This window comes from Thalassospira sp. ABL2_045 (assembly GCF_056161285.1).
The window spans coordinates 131558-148283 of the sequence record NZ_JBSWYV010000008.1 but is presented as its reverse complement, the minus strand read 5'-3'; the positions used below and the strand labels follow the sequence as shown (position 1 = coordinate 148283).

At 56.1% G+C, this 16726-nt stretch carries 16 protein-coding genes; 8 read left to right on the top strand and 8 right to left on the bottom strand.

Translation table 11 applies throughout. The features are described from left to right. Positions 1-67: 67 nt before the first annotated feature. The 8 genes from ACXAIA_RS13055 (at position 68) to ACXAIA_RS13020 (ending at position 7691) form a co-directional block, all read left to right on the top strand. Entirely contained in the window at positions 68-652 is a 585-nt protein-coding gene (locus ACXAIA_RS13055; RefSeq protein ID WP_475349707.1) for a TRAP transporter small permease, read from the top strand. A 14-nt stretch (positions 653-666) separates the two neighbouring features. Beyond that, positions 667-1950, top strand: a complete 1284-nt coding sequence (locus tag ACXAIA_RS13050; protein WP_475349706.1) for a TRAP transporter large permease — start codon at positions 667-669, stop codon at positions 1948-1950. A 108-nt stretch (positions 1951-2058) separates the two neighbouring features. Further along, positions 2059-2859, top strand: a complete 801-nt coding sequence (locus tag ACXAIA_RS13045; protein WP_475349705.1) for a maleate cis-trans isomerase family protein — start codon at positions 2059-2061, stop codon at positions 2857-2859. Beyond that, positions 2856-3845 carry a hydroxyectoine utilization dehydratase EutB gene (gene eutB / locus ACXAIA_RS13040; protein ID WP_475349704.1) on the top strand — a complete coding sequence of 330 codons (990 nt, stop codon included), beginning with the start codon at positions 2856-2858 and terminating at the stop codon, positions 3843-3845. The genes ACXAIA_RS13045 and eutB overlap by 4 nt, the downstream gene beginning before the upstream one ends. Before the next feature lie 4 nt (positions 3846-3849). Then, positions 3850-4842, top strand: coding sequence for an ectoine utilization protein EutC (gene eutC, locus ACXAIA_RS13035; RefSeq protein WP_475349703.1), 993 nt, complete (start codon positions 3850-3852; stop codon positions 4840-4842). Between the two features lie 48 nt (positions 4843-4890). Beyond that, on the top strand, positions 4891-6072 hold the full coding sequence (gene doeA, locus ACXAIA_RS13030; RefSeq protein ID WP_475349701.1) for an ectoine hydrolase DoeA: 1182 nt from the start codon (positions 4891-4893) through the stop codon (positions 6070-6072). Between the two features lie 126 nt (positions 6073-6198). Further along, positions 6199-7197, top strand: a complete 999-nt coding sequence (gene doeB / locus ACXAIA_RS13025; protein ID WP_475349700.1) for a N(2)-acetyl-L-2,4-diaminobutanoate deacetylase DoeB — start codon at positions 6199-6201, stop codon at positions 7195-7197. 2 nt (positions 7198-7199) lie between these two features. Further along, positions 7200-7691, top strand: coding sequence for an Lrp/AsnC family transcriptional regulator (locus ACXAIA_RS13020; RefSeq protein WP_475349699.1), 492 nt, complete (start codon positions 7200-7202; stop codon positions 7689-7691). Positions 7692-7770: 79 nt separating this feature from the next. Here the strand turns inward: ACXAIA_RS13020 and ACXAIA_RS13015 are convergent, their stop codons facing one another. From ACXAIA_RS13015 to ACXAIA_RS12980, 8 genes are all read right to left on the bottom strand, one after another. Then, on the bottom strand, positions 7771-7956 hold the full coding sequence (locus ACXAIA_RS13015) for a hypothetical protein (protein WP_475344580.1): 186 nt from the start codon (positions 7954-7956) through the stop codon (positions 7771-7773). Then, on the bottom strand, positions 7956-9308 hold the full coding sequence (locus ACXAIA_RS13010) for an amidase (protein WP_475349698.1): 1353 nt from the start codon (positions 9306-9308) through the stop codon (positions 7956-7958). Before ACXAIA_RS13010 ends, ACXAIA_RS13015 begins: the two co-directional genes overlap by 1 nt. Before the next feature lie 13 nt (positions 9309-9321). After that, the gene (locus ACXAIA_RS13005; RefSeq protein WP_475349697.1) at positions 9322-10743 is read right to left on the bottom strand and encodes a TRAP transporter large permease; all 1422 of its coding nucleotides are present in this window, start codon (positions 10741-10743) and stop codon (positions 9322-9324) included. 56 nt (positions 10744-10799) lie between these two features. Further along, complete coding sequence (locus ACXAIA_RS13000) at positions 10800-11372, bottom strand: TRAP transporter small permease subunit (RefSeq protein WP_475344572.1); 573 nt, start codon at positions 11370-11372, stop codon at positions 10800-10802. 97 nt (positions 11373-11469) lie between these two features. Then, positions 11470-12627, bottom strand: coding sequence for a TRAP transporter substrate-binding protein (locus tag ACXAIA_RS12995; protein ID WP_475344568.1), 1158 nt, complete (start codon positions 12625-12627; stop codon positions 11470-11472). A 206-nt stretch (positions 12628-12833) separates the two neighbouring features. Further along, positions 12834-13799, bottom strand: coding sequence for a 2-hydroxyacid dehydrogenase (locus tag ACXAIA_RS12990; RefSeq protein ID WP_475349696.1), 966 nt, complete (start codon positions 13797-13799; stop codon positions 12834-12836). A gap of 599 nt (positions 13800-14398) precedes the next feature. Continuing rightward, entirely contained in the window at positions 14399-15562 is a 1164-nt protein-coding gene (locus ACXAIA_RS12985; RefSeq protein ID WP_475349695.1) for a Gfo/Idh/MocA family protein, read from the bottom strand. 69 nt (positions 15563-15631) lie between these two features. Continuing rightward, positions 15632-16687, bottom strand: a complete 1056-nt coding sequence (locus ACXAIA_RS12980) for a sugar phosphate isomerase/epimerase family protein (RefSeq protein WP_475349694.1) — start codon at positions 16685-16687, stop codon at positions 15632-15634. Between the last annotated feature and the right edge of the window lie 39 nt (positions 16688-16726).

Genomic DNA, 16726 nt, shown 5'->3' with positions numbered 1-16726 from the left:
GGAGGGAACCAAGCAACCACACAGAACGTTCCACAATAATGTCTCGCACGCGCATCAAGGAGGTTCTATGTCAGGTTCAAACGGGGAGGCCCCCGCTCCGAGTGGCGGGGCGTTGGGTATTCTGAGAAAACTTGATCACAGCTTGTCCGTTGTCGAGCGACAGCTTCTTGGATGGAGCATTGTGATCATGGCGGTGAATACCGTCGCCAACGTGATCATGCGTCTGGGCTTCAATTCGAGCATCTTCTTTTCCGAAGAGCTCAATCAGTTTCTGATTATTCTTGTGACCTTTGTCGGCATCAGTGAAGCCGCCCGCATGGGGCGCCACATCCGCATGTCCGCCTTTACCGATATGCTGGGCCCGCGTGCCAGCAAGATCATGATGATCATCATCACGCTCGGGACGGCCAGCTTGCTGTTCCTTCTGGCCTGGTATTCGCTTGATTATGTGTCCTCCCTGATCGCATCAAACCGGCTGACCCCGGCCTTGCGAATCCCCTTTTACCTGACCGTTCTGATCGTGCCGTTTGGTCTGTGCGTTACCGGTATCCAGTTTGTTCTGGCCGCACTGACCAATATCCTCAAGCCTGGGACGCACCTGTCCTATCAGGTTGAGGATACGTTTGACGACGCCGACGAGCATCATCTGTAAGGGGGAATGGAAAAATGGATTTAGGTACTTCAATCCTTCTGGTGATGCTGGTCCTTTTGGTCCTTGGCTTCCCCATGATGGTGCCGCTTGCAACAGCCAGCGTCGTTGCCTTCATGTTTTATATGCCCATTCCCGAACGCATCCTGATTCAGCAGATGGTTACGGGCATTTCACCGGTGGCACTCATCGCAGTGCCGATGTTTATCTTTGCCGCCGATATCGTGACAAAGGGGCATACGGCCAACCGGCTGATTGACCTTGCCATGACCTTTGTCGGCCATGTGCGTGGCGGCCTTGCCGTCACCACGGCCCTTGGCTGCACCATGTTTGGCGCGGTATCGGGCTCGACACAGGCCACCGTGGTTGCCATGGGCGGCCCGCTGCGTCCCAAGATGCTCAAGGCAGGGTATGAAGACAAATTCGCCATGGCGCTGATCATCAATGCCAGCGACATCGCCTTTTTGATCCCGCCATCGATCGGCATGATCGTGTTTGGCGTGGTTGGCAAGGTGTCGATCGGTGAACTGTTCCTGGCCGGGATCGGTCCGGGCATCCTGATTTTGGTGATGTTCTCGCTCTATTGCATGTACTACGCCAAAAAGAACGACATCCCGACCATCCCGCGCATGACCTGGGCGGAGCGTGGCAAGGCCGTGATCAATGCCGGCCCGGCCATCATGTTCCCGGTTCTGATCGTGGGCGGCATCTATCTGGGTTGGGTCAGCCCGACCGAGGTCGCGGCAGTTGCCGTTGTCTATGCCGTCATTCTTGAAGTTATGGTCTTCAAGTCGGTCAAATGGTCTGAGCTGCTGTCGATTGCCCGTTCAACCGGCCTGATCACGGCTGTTGTGTTCATTCTGGTGGGTGCCGGCACGACATTCTCGTTCGTGATTTCCTTTGCCCAGATCCCGCAACATGTGATTGGCGCGCTGGGTCTTGAAGGGGCGAACCCCTACATCATTCTGGCTGCGATCTGCATTGCCTTCTTTGTCGGCTGCATGTTCGTTGACCCGATTGTGGTCATTCTGGTACTGACGCCAATCTTCATGCCGCTTGTCAATTCGGCCGGTCTGGACCCGGTTCTTGTCGGGACGCTGGTCACGCTTCAGGTTGCCATTGGCTCTGCCACGCCACCATTCGGGTGTGACATCTTTACGGCCATAGCGATCTTCAGGCGACCCTATGCCGAGGTCATCCGTGGAACGCCGCCCTTCATCTTCATGCTGCTGCTGGCAGCCGTGATTTTGATCTTCGTTCCGCAGATCGCCCTGTTCCTGCCAGAGCTTGCCTTCCGCTAAGCAAGCACTGGCCCGCAATTTCCGGGCTCGCCCGGAAGCACATTTGAAAATAAAAAAACGGGATCGTCCTGAGGATTATCGGGACGATCCGCCTCTGGAGTTCAGGACATGTCCGTATCCCGTGCGGTCACGCCAGAGCCGGTAGATGTGCCGTATTCACCCGCCCCTGTCGGACCGGCAGGGCGGATCGGCCTCATCACACTGGCAACCGATTTCAATAGCGAGGATGATCTGCGCACCATCCTGCCAGGTGACCTGCGCCTGTTCACCACACGTATCGAAAACGCCAATCCCGTGACGGTTGAAAACCTGCAATCAATGGCGGCCGACCTGCCGCGCGCGGCCAAAACCCTGCTGCCCGGCTATGGCGTCGATGTCGCCATTTTCGGCTGCACTTCGGGAACCGCTGTGACCGGGTCGGACAAAATCGCCGAACTGATCAATCAGGGTATGCCGGGCACCAAGGTCACCAACCCGCTTCTGGCCAGTGAATTGGCGCTGCGTGCGGTTGGTGCGCAAAAAATTGCCATCCTGACCCCGTATCTTCCGGCTGTGACCCAGTCCGTTGCCGATCAATTCGCCGCAAAGGGCTTTGACGCCACCCATATCATGGGCTTTGGTCTGGATAATGATTTTGACATGACCGCCTTGCCGCCCGAAGCCATTCTTGAAGGTGCGCTTAAGGTCAACACCGTTGATGCCGATGCGGTGTTTATTTCCTGCACCGCCATCCGGTCTGCCGAAATCATCGCTGCGGCTGAACGCAAGCTTAAGAAGCCTGTCATCACCAGCAATCAGGCCCTGGTCTGGCATGCCTTGAACCTGATTGAGTACAAAAAGCCGATCACTGGGTTCGGAACCCTGTTTGATCAGGTCCCGCAACCAACGAACGAAGTCGAGGTCCCATGAAAGACCCCATCACATTTGCTGATGTTCTTTCTGCCCGTAAAAACATTGCGGATCATATCATCCACACACCGCTTCGCCCGTCTGCCGCACTCACGGACCGTGTCGGCAGCCCGGTCTGGCTTAAATGCGAACAGCAACAATATACCGGCAGTTTCAAGTTGCGTGGTGCCGCCAATGCGGTTTTACGCCTGAATGAAGAACAAAAAGCCAAAGGTGTCGTCGGTGTATCCACCGGCAATTATGGTCGGGCACTTGCCTATGCGGCGCGCAATGCCGGTGTCCGATCGGTCATTTGCATGTCGGAACTGGTGCCGCAGAACAAGGTGGACGGCATCCGCGCCCTTGGGGCAGAGGTCCGCATCATCGGCCAGTCACAGGACGAAGCCCAGCATGAAGTCGACCGCCTGGTCAAAGAAGAAGGCATGATCATGTTGCCGCCCTTTGACCACCCCGACGTCATTGCCGGGCAAGGCACGCTTGGCCTTGAAGTCATCGAAGCCCTTCCTGACGTGGATACCTTGTTGGTGCCCTTGTCGGGCGGCGGCTTGCTGGCCGGTGTGGCGCTGGTGGCCAAATCGGTCAATCCGATGATACGGGTTGTCGGCATCACCATGGAACGCGGCTGTGCGATGATCACAAGCCTACAGGAAGGCAAACCGACCGCCGTCAAGGAACTGCCGACCCTGGCAGACAGTCTGGGCGGCGGCATTGGTGAGAACAACCAGTACACCTTTGATATGTGCGGTGATCTGACCGATGATTTCGTACTCGTCAACGAAGCCCAGATCGCTGATGGCATCCGGGCGGCCTATCTTGATGATCAACAGGTGATCGAAGGATCCGGTGCGGTTGGCATTGCCGCCCTTCGCGCCGGTCTGGTCGACAATCCGGGGCGCACGGTTGTGCTGACGACCGGATGCAATATCGACATGGATCTGCATAAACGCATTGTCGGCGGCGAAGACGTCGACCTGATGGCGGAGTAACCTTATGCCCACGATCAGAATTCTGACCGAAACCGACCTGCGCAAGGTCATTGATCTGGACATGGATGCCATTGATTGCGTCGAAGGCGCGTTCAAGGCGCTGGCAACCCAGGATGTCCGCATGCCGCCGATCCTGCGTCTGGATATTGATGAATATAGTGGCGAGGTCGATGTCAAAACCGCCTATGTGCCGGGCATCGACAGCTTTGCGATCAAGATCAGTCCGGGCTTTTTTGACAACCCAAAGCTCGGCCTGCCATCGGTTAATGGCTTGATGAACCTGTTTTCATCCAAGACCGGCCTGCTTGAGGCCGTCTTGCTCGATAATGGCTATCTGACCGATGTGCGCACAGCGGCGGCTGGTGGGGTTGCTGCCAAACATCTGGCGCGCTCCGATGCCAAACATGCCGCAATCTATGGTGCCGGTGTGCAGGCACGCCTGCAGCTTAAGGCGCTGACACTGGTGCGCGATATCACCTCGGCCACCATTTGGGCGCGCGATATTGCCAAGGCCGAGGCGTGCGCGAAAAAGGCATCGCTAGAACTGGGCATTCCAGTGACGGCCACCGCGGATGGCAAGGACGCCGCCGCAACGGCCGATATCATCGTCACCACCACCCCGGCGCGTGAACCGGTCCTGAAGACCGACTGGGTCAAACCGGGCACCCATGTCACTGCCATGGGATCGGACGCCGAACACAAAAACGAAATTGATCCTGCCCTGATCGGGCAGGCTGATCTCTATGTCAGCGACAGCCAGGCACAAACCCGCATTCTTGGCGAACTTCATCACGCCATCGATGCCGGGATTGTCGCAGCCGACGCGACATTGCCCGAACTTGGTCAGATCATCGCCAAATCCTTGACCGGCAGAACATCTGCGGGTCAGATTACGGTCTGTGATTTGACCGGAACCGGTGTTCAGGACACCGCTATCGCCACCCTCGCCCGTCACCGCTGCGACGCAGCCGGTGCAGGGGTCGAGATTACTTCTTAACAACAAAGGGAAACAGGGTCTGGACCCACCTTTATCTGGAGGCCTGCGATGAGCCAGGTAGAATTGAATTTCACGCGTGAGGAATACGCCGAACGCTTGGAGAAAACCAAAAAAGCCATGGTGGAAAAGGGCGTCGATCTTATGATCGTGACCGATCCGTCAAACATGGCCTGGCTGACCGGCTATGACGGCTGGTCGTTCTATGTCCATCAATGTGTGCTGGTACCGATAGAAGACGACCCGATCTGGTTCGGGCGTTCGCAGGATGCCAACGGCGCCAAACGTACGGTCTATATGCCCCATGACCGCATCATCCCGTATGCGGACTACTATGTGCAATCGACCACGCATCACCCGATGGACTACCTTGCCGAGGTGATTGAACATCGCGGTTGGGCATCGCGGCGCATTGGCGTGGAAATGGATAACTACTATTTCTCTGCCAAGGCCTTCCTGCAGCTTCAGACACATCTGCCCAACGCCAAGTTTTCCGATGCCACCGCCCTTGTGAACTGGCAGCGCGCAATCAAATCGGAAACCGAGATTTTCTATATGCGTCAGGCCGCCCGCATTGTTGAAAACATGCACGAACGCATTTTTGAAATCGTCGAGCCGGGCATGAAAAAGAACGAACTGGTTGCGGAAATCTTCCGTACCGGGATCGCAGGTGTCGACGGGATTGGCGGCGATTACCCGGCCATTGTGCCGCTTCTGCCATCAGGCCAGGACGCCAGCGCACCGCACCTAACCTGGGATGAAAAACCCATTCCGTCCGATGCCGGGACCTTCTTTGAAATTGCTGGCTGTTTCCGTCGTTACCACGCACCGCTGTCGCGCACGATCTATCTTGGTGATCCCGATCAGCGTTTCCTCGATGCCGAAAGTGCCCTGATCGAAGGCCTTCAGGCCGGCCTCGAAGCCGCCAAACCGGGCAATGTATGCGAAGACATCGCCAATGCCTTCTTTGGTGTTCTGCAGAAATACGGCATCGAAAAAGACAGCCGCTGCGGCTATCCGATCGGGCTTTCCTATCCGCCGGACTGGGGCGAGCGCACCATGAGCCTGCGTCCGGGAGATCGCACGGTTCTCGAACCGGGCATGACCTTCCACTTCATGCCCGGCCTGTGGTTCGATGACTGGGGGATCGAGATCACCGAAAGCATGATGATCACCGAAAGCGGGTCGAAAACCCTGACCAGCTATCCGCGACAGCTGTTTGTCAAAAACTGAGTTCGGACCCGAAAAACCGTACCGCACGCCATGACATCGCGCCTTTTGCGCGGGTCTGGTGTGCGGCACCAGATGCCACAGCCTGACGACGACGGTCGCGAAGTCAGGCTTTTTAAGGATACGACCATGACAAAACCATCACCCATCAGCCCGACGATCCCGCTTGACCAGGATGGCATTCACCACGGCTTTTTGAAGCTGCCCTATTCGCGTGATGATTCCGCGTGGGGCGCTGTGATGATCCCGATCACCGTGATCCGCAATGGCATTGGCCCGACCGCCCTTATGACGGGCGGCAACCACGGCGATGAATATGAAGGTCTGGTGTCGCTGTTCAAACTGGCTGAATCGCTCTCGGCTGCTGAAATCAATGGTCGTGTGATCATTCTGCCCGCCATGAACTATCCGGCATTTCGCAATGCATCGCGGACATCCCCGATTGATGCGGGCAACATGAACCGCTCCTTCCCGGGCAAGCCCGATGGCACGGTCACGCAAAAGATCGCCGATTACGTTTTCCGCCATCTCGTGCCCGAAGCCGATATCGTCCTTGATATCCATTCCGGCGGCAAGACGCTTGATTTCATTCCGTTCTCGGCCGCCCACGTCCTGCCTGACAAGGAACAGGAAGCCCGCTGTGTTGCGGCCATGAAGGCATTCGGTGCCCCCTATTCAATGATGATGCTCGAACTTGATGCGGTTGGCATGTTTGACACCGTGGTCGAGGAAGCTGGCAAAACCTTTGTCACCACCGAACTCGGTGGTGGTGGGTCAACAACTGCCGAACGTGTGGCGATTGCTGATCGCGGTGTGCGCAACATCCTTGTTCATGCCGGCATTCTTAAGGGCGAAATTGAACCGTCCCCGACCGGCACGACCATGCTCGATATGCCAGATGACCGGTGCTTTGTCGCATCAGAAGCCAGTGGCCTGTATGAGCCCTGCGTTGATCTGGGCGATATGGTCAAGGAAGGCGATCTGATCGCGCGCATCTATGATGTGGAACGTACCGGAACCCCGCCGCGTGAATATTATGCCCCACGCGCGGGCATTGTGTCGTGCCGCCACTTCCAGGGCCTGATCAAAACGGGCGACTGTCTGATTGTGATTGCCGAGGTGCTCTGATCATGATCAGGCTTGATGAGCTGGATCTGAAAATCCTCAAAACCCTGCAACGCGAAGGGCGCATCACCAAGGTCAAACTGGCCGAGGCGGTGAACCTTTCGCCAAGCCCGTGTTGGGAACGGCTCAAACGGCTTGAAGACCTTGGCGTCATCTCGGGCTATCACGCACATCTCAATCTGGAAAAGCTGGTCAAACCGACTCTGGTTCTGACCGAAATTACCCTGCGTCATCACCAGCATGACGATTTCCAGATTTTCGAACGTGCGGTTCAGGACATCCCGGAAATCGTCGAATGCTATGCGCTTGGCGGCGGGGTGGATTACATGATCAAGGTACTATGTCATGACGTTGACTCCTATCAGCGCATGATTGACGGCCTTTTGGTGTCCAATATCGGCATCGATCGGTATTTCACCTATATCGTCACCAAAAAGGTCAAAACCACACCGATCCCGCCGATCGAAAACCTTGTGGCGCCGCCCGAACGCAAATGAAGCACAAAAAACGGGGCAGGAAGCGCTTCCTGCCCCGAAGTTCGGCTTGCATCCCCAAAGGGTTGGTCCCTTCGTTGGATCAGTGTGTGTCTTCCTTGTGGCCCATGGCGACATGCCACATGTCCCAGCCTGCCAGAAGCAGGGTGAACCCCACCATGATCGCCAGATCCCAACGCGGGACATAAACCACAAGCGTTACGACAGATGCCGCGAGGACGACAAAGGCCAGCAAGGCCATCGCACGATTTAAAAGAACGTTTTCCATCACGCGTCCTCCTGATTACCAAGATATGTTTTAAGCCAGTTGGCCGTGCGCATTAGTCGCGCATCATCGCCAACCCGCCCGACAAGCTGAATGCCCATCGGCATGCCGCCCTGTGACCACAACATTGGAATGGTCACGGCTGGCGTACCGCAGAAAGTCCAAAGACCATTAAAAATCGCATTACCGGTGGTCTGAAGATTGGCCGGTGCAGGCCCCGGTGCGGCCGGTGTGATGATCGCATCACAGCGTTTGAACACCTCTTCCAGTCCGGCATTAAGCACCTTGCGCCAATCAAGGGCCGCCAGATAGTCACGCGCCTTGACGTCATTGCCCTTATCAAGGGCTTCGCAGATTTCAGGCGACAACTGATCCCGGCCCCGCTTTTCATAGCCATAGTAATCCTTGGCCATTTCCGCAAAGTTGATCCGGGCTCGCAATGCGGCCGCGTCGTCAAACGCGTTTGGCAACGGCGCCTCAAAGCATTGATCACCCAGCATGTCGGTGATCTCGCGAAACGCCATAACGGTTTCTTCGTCGGCAAGTTCATCAAACTGTGGCGGGCGAACAAAGGCCAAGGTTGGTGTCACGCGCGGGGTTGCTTTGGCGGTATCAAGCAAGCGCGGCGTCGGGCTTGGCGTGGTTGCCGGGTCCCCTGCGTCATAGCCAAATAGGCTTTCGGCCACCATCGCCGCCCCATCGACCGAATTGGCGAACACGCCAATGGTATCAAGGGTCGGGCTTTGGCTAAGAACACCGGTACGGGCAATCGCGCCAAAGCTTGGCTTGAAACCGACCACCCCACAGAACGAGGCGGGCCGGATCACCGACCCACCGGTCTGGGTCCCGACCGCAAGCGGGATCATGGCCGCGGCAACGGCGGCGGCCGATCCGGCAGATGACCCACCGGGTGTATGATCCGGATTGTGCGGGTTACGTGTTTTGGACGGATGCATGAAGGCAAGCTCGGTCGAAACCGTCTTGCCCATGATGATCGCACCGGCCGCCTTCAGACGCGATACAAGCACCGCGTCTTCGCTTGGCACTCGGCCCTCGTCCAGAACGGTGCCATTGGCGGTTGGAATATTGGCCGTATCAATCACGTCCTTAAGACCAACCGGCAAGCCATGCAGCGGGCCAATCGGTGCCCCGGCCTGACGCCTTGCATCAAGGGCGCGGGCCTGGGCAATGGCATGATCGCTGTCAAGCCACGCCCATGCCTGAACCTGTGGTTCGACTTCGGCAATACGTTCCAGACAGGCCTCGACATATTCGACCGCGCGCACCGCCCCGCTTGCAAGGCGGTCACGCAATTCGACGACATCAAGTGTCAGTAACGGGTTGATGGTACTCATTCAGGCAATCCCCTTAGCGTGCGCCGTAGAACAGATCCGGCAGATGGAACACGATCTGTGGGAAAGCGTACATCAAAACCATGCTGACAATCACCATGAACAGGAACGGCATGATCCCCTTGAAGATATCGGTCAACAATATCCCGTTTGGCGCCACCCCTTTAAGGTAATAGGCCGACATGGCCATGGGCGGAGTCAGGAACGACGTCTGAAGGTTCAATGCCACCAGAATGCCAAAGAACAGCGGATCAATATCAAACAGCGGCAAAAGCGGCAGGAAGATCGGAACAAAGATGATGATGATTTCCGACCATTCCAGCGGCCATCCCAGCAGGAAGATGATCAGCTGTGCCAGCAACAGGAACTGAAGTGGCGTCAGGTCAAGACCACCGACAAACTCGGCAATCACATGTTCCCCCCCAAGATAGGAGAACACCGACGAGAAGGTGTAAGAACCCACAAACAGCCAGCACACCATCGCTGATGTCCGCACCGTCAGATAAACCGACTCCCGCAGGCGATCAAAGGTCAGCGCCCGATAGGCAGCCGCCAGGATCATACCGCCCAGCGCACCGATTGATGCCGCCTCGGTCGGGGTGGCCAGACCAAACAGGATTGATCCAAGTACCGCCAGAATCAGGAAGGCCAGCGGGAAGAACGAGGTCGCCAGCATCAAAAGAACCTTGGGCAGCGGAACTTCGGGCACTTCGTCCTCGCTCGGGCGCGGGGCTGCTTTGGGCTGCAGCATCGCACGGCCCATGACATAAAGAAGATACAACCCGACCAGCGTCAGACCCGGCAGAAGCGCACCAGCATAAAGACGCACGATCGAAACACCCGAGGCCGCCGCATAAACGATCAGCATGATCGATGGCGGGATCAGAATGCCAAGCGTACCACCGGCACAAATGATGCCCGATGCAAAGCTTTTGTCATAGCGTGCCTTCAGCATCGCGGGCAGCGCCAGCATCCCCATCAGGGTCACAACCGCGCCGACAATCCCGGTCGCGGTTGCAAACAGCGCACAGGTAATCAGAGCAGCCACACCAAGCGACCCGGGGATATTGCGTGCAGCAATGTTCAGGGTCGAAAACAGACGGTTCACGATGTTGGCACGTTCAACGATATAGCCCATGAACAGAAACAGCGGCACTGCTGTCAGGACCTCGTTGGACATCACCGTGTATGTCTGGTTGATAAACAGATCGAATATTCGGTTGTTAAACGCCCCCTCGAACCAGGTTAAGGCCGAGGTCAAAGTATCGCTGTCCTCAGCCAGTCGGTTAAAGGCCCGCCACATGCGGCCTGCATCGAAATAGGCGTAATAACCAAACCCGATCCCCAGCGCCATCAGGGTGAAGGCAACCGGAAAACCGAGGAATACCAGTAAAATAAAGATGCCCAGCATCATCAGGGCGACATGTGCGTCAATCACTTTGGCTGCTCCGTTCGGGGGCGTGTTTCGCGTATGAACCAGGAACTGTCATAAGATCAGTCTTCCGTGGTCACGCGCTGCTTCATCAGCAGCTCTTCGGTTTCTTCAACATCGTCATCCGCATTGCGCCAGTACCCTTCGCGGATACACAGAATGCAGCGCATCACCTGTGCGATGCCCTGGATGAACAAAAGAATACCGGCCGCGACAATCACCGCCTTGAATTGAAAGATCGGAACACCCGCCGGGCTGTTCACACTGACTTCCTCGTATCCGAACGACCGGGCGGCATATTTCCAGCCTGCCAGGATCAGTGCGGTCACACCGGGGAAGAAGAAGAAGATATACAAAACCAGGTCGACCTTGGCCTGGGTCGTCGGCTTCCACAGGCGATAAAGGAAATCGCCGCGAACATGCCCGCCACGTGACAGGGTATAGGCCCCACCCATCATGAACAGCGTGCCATACATGATAAAGGACACATCAAGTGACCAGGTGGTTGGTGCGTTAAATAGGTATCGCGAGATCACCTCATAGCTCATGCCAAGCGTCATAAGAATGATCAGCCAGCCAAAGGCCTTGCCAAACCAGGCTGACAGTTTGTCCGCGAATTCAATAAATCCGATCATGAAATCCTGTCCGTTCGCGTATTGACTGCTCCGCCAGCCAAAAGATCAGGCCAACGGAGCAGTCAGGATCATCAATACTCTAAACCCGGTCGGGCGATCAGAGTTTCAGTTTGCCCGGGAAGTAGTGATCATATGCGAGCACGTAATCAGGCGAGTTCATCAGTTCATAATAGGTCACGCGCTCAACCCAGGCGCGCTGGCTATCAAGAACACGCTTCATGAACGGATCTTCCTCAAGGGTCGGGATCAGTTTGTCCCAGGCATCAAGCTGACCGGCGAGGATGTCTTTCGAGGTCCGGTGGACTTCAACACCTTCGGACTGCAGTTTCTGCAAGTCGGCAGAATAGTTATCCATGGCAAGTGCCGTGTTCGAGGTCGAAGCCGCCTCGACACCGTGACGCAGGATCGCCTGCAGGTCCGGCTCAAGATCTTCAAGCATCGATCTGCTGAACAGGAATTCGAAGCTTTCAGATGCCTGATGGTACGAAGACAGATAGTAGTTCTTCGCAACATCCTGTGCACCAAAGCGCATGTCAGAAGACGGGTTGTTGAATTCAAACGCGTCAATCACGCCACGTTCCATGGCCGGTACGATCTCGCCACCCGGAAGCTGTGCGACCGACATGCCCATCGACTGCAGAAGGTCTGCTGCCAGACCAACGGTGCGGTACTTGAAGCCTTCGATATCGGCAACGGTGTTGACCTGGCCCTTGAACCAGCCAAACGGCTGTGCTGGCATCGGGAAGCCAAGAAGACCAACAACATCAAGGCCCATCACGTCCTGGGTCAGTTCGCGATAGAACTCTTCACCACCGCCGGCATAGAACCAGCTCAGCATGGTGGTTGCAGAACCGCCAAACACCGGACCGGTGCCAAACAGCGATGCGGCCTTGTTCTTGCCGTACCAGTAAACCGGCACGGAATGGGCGATATCGATCAGGCCATCATTGACCGCATCCAGAACCTGGAATGCCGCAACAACCGCGCCTGCCGGCAGAAGGTCGATTTTAAGACGACCACCGGACATCGCTTCAACACGATCAACATATTGCTGGGCAAAGGTCATCCAGATATCGGATGATGACCAGGACGTCTGCATTTTCAGCACCATCGGTGCCGGTTGTGCATGAACAGCCGGAGCAGCAAAAACGCCTGCTGCCGCAGCACCGCCTGCGACCACCCCTGTCGCCCCTTTGGTCAGGAACGAACGACGGGATACTTCCGTGGACTTCACGTCTTCAGACTTGGTTTTCATATCCATATTTCCTCCCAGATTTACCGCAATCTGCAGACACCCATTGCCTGTAAACACGCGGTAACTGTCAGCCTTCAAAAGCCCCTGATCCCGACATCCGGGATTCTTTTTGATGCGCTTGGCCCGTTCCGGGACCTCAAAAACGGCACGCATTTTGTTTTTGTTAGAGACTTGAACAAACTTTAGTCCGGCGGTTTCCCCGCCTTTTATGCCACCCGGTCACCGGGTGCTTTTCCCTGAAAATAAGCATCAAGGTTATCAAGTGCGCGAAAGCCCATGGCATCACGTGTTTCTTCTGTTGCAGACCCGATATGGGGCAGCAAAAAGACGTTATCCAAGGCACTGATGCGCGGATTTCCGCCCGGTTCGGTGCAAAACACATCAAGGCCTGCGGCAAACAGTTTTCCGCTTTCAAGTGCCGCCACCAGCGCATCTTCATCCACCAGATTACCTCGCGCCGTATTCACAAGAATGGCCCGGTCGGGCAGCATTGCGATGGTCTTGGCATTGATGATCCCCTTGGTTTCCGGGGTCGACGGGCAATGCAGCGACAACACGTCAGAATGCGCAAACAGATCTTCGATGGTGTCGTGGAAAATCGCCCCCTTGGCGAGATGATCGGGCAGTGGCTTGCGATTGTGGTAATGCACTTCCATGCCAAATCCGCGCGCCCGTTCGGCGGCAACCTGACCAACACGGCCCATGCCCAAAACGCCAAACCGTTTGCCAGAAACCTGCCGACCGACCATGAAGGCCGGTGACCAGAAATCCCACTTACCGGCCCGTACCATGGCATCACCCTCGGCCCCGCGCCGGGCAGCACCCAGCATGCACAGCATGGCGATTTCGGCCGTGGCATCGGACAGCACATCGGGCGTATTGGTCACGACAATCCCGGCATCCTTGGCCGCAGTCAGGTCAACGTGATCGACCCCGACCGAATGATTCGCGATGATCTTGAGACTTTTGGGCAGCTCCGCGATGACATCGGACGAGAAATGCTCGGAATGGCATGGCAGGACAGCATCGACCTGCTGACACTTTTCGATCAGCTCCGCGCGTGAAAAAACGCGATCCTCGTCATTGGTCAAGACCTGATAGTCCCGCGCGGCGCGTGCCTGAACGGCATCACGCAATCGTCGCGTTATCAGAAGCTTTGGCTTCTCGGGCATGCGGACGCTCCCGGTGTTTTCCCTGAAAGTAATGTTATTTTTTATGGTCTAGGGTCAGTACCCATTACTTTGGTTTGAATGGTTGACCGGATTTGTGCGGATACACGGAGTAAAACCGCAGGAAGATATGCATCTTTCAAGGTTTTACGACAAAGTAGCCCGTGCAAATCCGGTTAATCCGAAGGACAGACGTTATATTTGCAAACTTCGTCGTCAAACCCCTTGGCCGGGCTCCAGCCCGCCCTACGAGCTTTTCCTTGGATTTCACAAATATAACGTCTGCCATTCAAATCAAAGTAATGGGTACTGACCCTAAGGAAACACCTATACGGAAAATCCATCAATAGGTGATCAACCAAGCCGCAAGTCTTTTTCACTTCGTGGAAAACCAATGATTAAACGTGAACACCTTCACACGCGCATTTGGTTTGTTAATATACTGGTTTTAATTCATAAAAACGCGATTTGACGGCCCCGTCAGAAAAGCAAAATGGCCGCCATCAAAAGACAGCGGCCATGCCAAAAACCAAATTGAATTTCAAAATCTGCCTGAGTCTCGAGGCGGCGGAATCATACGCCTGACAGATTGTGAGGAACCCTCACATTTTAACCCAGGCCGCCCCATCCTGACCGGATCGCACGACGGCCTCGACGAATTTCATGCCATCGAGACCTTCTTTGACACCCGGGACAAGACAGCTGGCCGGGTCGATTTTTGCACCACTCAGATGCGCAACCAGTTGATCGGCAAAATCTGTATACAGGCTGGCGAAGCCTTCAAGGTAGCCTTCCGGGTGTCCGGACGGAACGCGGATATTGCGCTGTCCGTCTGCACCGTTGCCCGGTCCGCCGCGCGTGATCAATTCCGGGCGTTCATCGAGCTTGCGGAAAAGCAGCTGGTTGGGATGTTCCTGCCCCCATTCAATGCTGCCCTTATCGCCATAGATCCGCAGACGCAGACCATTTTCATGGCCAACCGCGACCTGGCTTGCCCACAGCATGCCGCGTGCCCCATTGGCATAGCGCAGCAGGATCTGGACATTGTCGTCAAGCTTGCGGCCCGGAACGATGGCATCGACATCGGCACACAGTTCACTGATCTCAAGCCCGGAAACAAAGTTGGCCAGGTTATGGGCGTGGGTTCCGATATCGCCCAGCGCCCCGCCCATCCCGGCTTTTGCCGGATCGGCGCGCCAGCTGGCCTGCTTGTTATCGGTGTCCTCGACCCTTGTGGCCATCCAGCCTTGGGCATATTCCACCTGAACAAGGCGAATATTGCCAAGCTTACCATCTGCCACCATTTGGCGCGCCTCGCGCACCATGGGATAGGCGGTGTAGTTATGGGTCAGCGCAAACAAAAGACCGGTGTCAGAAATCTTGGCTTCGATCTGTTCGGCCTCTTCCACCGTCAGGCACAGCGGCTTGTCGCAGATCACATGAATACCGGCATCAAGCATCGTCATCACAGCTGGAAAATGCAGGTGATTGGGGGTGACAATCGCGCACACATCAATGCCGTCTTCGCGCGCGGCTTCCTGTTTGGCCATGTCTTCAAAGCTGTCATAGCTCCGATCAGGCGCAATGAACAGCTCGGCTGCCGAGGCGGCCGCGACGTCAGGCTTTGACGACAGCGCACCTGCCACCAGCTCGTAACGATCATCAAGCCGGGCGGCGATCCGGTGCACAGCCCCGATAAAGGCCCCCTGCCCACCACCAACCATACCCAGACGAAGGCGGCGGCCGAGGGATGTTTGCGTATTCATGTCTGTCTCCAAAGTCCTGATCTAGTCTGGCCGTGTGCGCGGCACGTTTCATGTTTTGCGATAGGTGGCCTAGTCGATACCAAGAATGCGGCGATTTGCCGACAGGTCCGTGCCGCCATCGGCAAAATCGTCAAATGCCTTTTCCGTCACGCGAATGATGTGGTTCTTGATGAATTCCGCCCCTTCGCGCGCGCCGTCTTCGGGATGCTTCAGCGCGCATTCCCATTCCAGCACGGCCCAGCCATCAAAATCAATCGCCGCAAGCTTCGAGAAGATCGCACCAAAGTCGACCTGCCCATCGCCCAGTGAGCGGAACCGCCCCGCCCGATCAATCCAGCTTTGATAACCGGAATAGACACCCTGACGCCCGGTCGGATTAAATTCCGCATCCTTGACGTGGAACATCCGGATACGATCGGCATAGATGTCGATGAAATCAAGGTAATCAAGCTGCTGCAAAACAAAGTGGCTCGGATCATAAAGGATGTTGGCGCGTGCATGATTGTTCACGCGCTCCAAAAACATCTCGAACGTCGCACCATCAAACAGGTCCTCGCCCGGATGAATTTCAAAGCAGACATCAACACCAACGTCCTCGGCTGCGTTCAGGATCGGGGTCCAGCGTTTGGCAAGCTCATCAAACGCCGTTTCAATCAACCCGGCCGGGCGTTGTGGCCACGGATAGACATACGGCCAGGCCAGCGCACCTGAAAACGTGCCATGAACATCAATGCCCATATGGCGCGATGCCTTGATCCCTGCCTTGACCTGATTGACCGCCCATTCCTGACGCGCCTTGGGATTTCCCCGGACCTCAGGGGCTGCAAAGCCATCAAACATTTCGTCATAGGCCGGATGAACCGCGACCAGCTGCCCTTGCAGATGGGTGGAAAGTTCGGTCACCTCAACACCATGCTTGGCAAGGGTGCCTTTGACCTCGTCACAGTAATCCTTGCTGTCAGCCGCCTTTTGCAGGTCAAACAGGCGCCCGTCCCAAGTGGGTATCTGAACCCCTTTATAGCCCAGTGATGCTGCCCATTTTCCGATGGAATTAAGGCTGTTGAACGGGTCTTCATCGCCTGCAAACTGGGCAAGGAAAAGTGCCGGTCCCTTAAGCGTTTTCATCACGGGCCTCTTTGAGTTTGTTCTTGTGGGTATTGGCAT

Bases quoted from the DNA above. Each gene is read 5' to 3' on its own strand.
- ACXAIA_RS13020 (WP_475349699.1), top strand. From the start codon at position 7,200: ATGATCAGGCTTGATGAGCTGGATCTGAAAATCCTCAAAACCCTGCAA.
- ACXAIA_RS12990 (WP_475349696.1), bottom strand. From the start codon at position 13,799: ATGCCCGAGAAGCCAAAGCTTCTGATAACGCGACGATTGCGTGATGCC.
- ACXAIA_RS13050 (WP_475349706.1), top strand. From the start codon at position 667: ATGGATTTAGGTACTTCAATCCTTCTGGTGATGCTGGTCCTTTTGGTC.
- doeB (WP_475349700.1), top strand. From the start codon at position 6,199: ATGACAAAACCATCACCCATCAGCCCGACGATCCCGCTTGACCAGGAT.
- ACXAIA_RS13055 (WP_475349707.1), top strand. From the start codon at position 68: ATGTCAGGTTCAAACGGGGAGGCCCCCGCTCCGAGTGGCGGGGCGTTG.
- ACXAIA_RS13045 (WP_475349705.1), top strand. From the start codon at position 2,059: ATGTCCGTATCCCGTGCGGTCACGCCAGAGCCGGTAGATGTGCCGTAT.
- doeA (WP_475349701.1), top strand. From the start codon at position 4,891: ATGAGCCAGGTAGAATTGAATTTCACGCGTGAGGAATACGCCGAACGC.
- ACXAIA_RS12985 (WP_475349695.1), bottom strand. From the start codon at position 15,562: ATGAATACGCAAACATCCCTCGGCCGCCGCCTTCGTCTGGGTATGGTT.
- ACXAIA_RS13015 (WP_475344580.1), bottom strand. From the start codon at position 7,956: ATGGAAAACGTTCTTTTAAATCGTGCGATGGCCTTGCTGGCCTTTGTC.
- ACXAIA_RS12995 (WP_475344568.1), bottom strand. From the start codon at position 12,627: ATGAAAACCAAGTCTGAAGACGTGAAGTCCACGGAAGTATCCCGTCGT.
- ACXAIA_RS13000 (WP_475344572.1), bottom strand. From the start codon at position 11,372: ATGATCGGATTTATTGAATTCGCGGACAAACTGTCAGCCTGGTTTGGC.
- eutB (WP_475349704.1), top strand. From the start codon at position 2,856: ATGAAAGACCCCATCACATTTGCTGATGTTCTTTCTGCCCGTAAAAAC.
- eutC (WP_475349703.1), top strand. From the start codon at position 3,850: ATGCCCACGATCAGAATTCTGACCGAAACCGACCTGCGCAAGGTCATT.
- ACXAIA_RS13010 (WP_475349698.1), bottom strand. From the start codon at position 9,308: ATGAGTACCATCAACCCGTTACTGACACTTGATGTCGTCGAATTGCGT.
- ACXAIA_RS12980 (WP_475349694.1), bottom strand. From the start codon at position 16,687: ATGAAAACGCTTAAGGGACCGGCACTTTTCCTTGCCCAGTTTGCAGGC.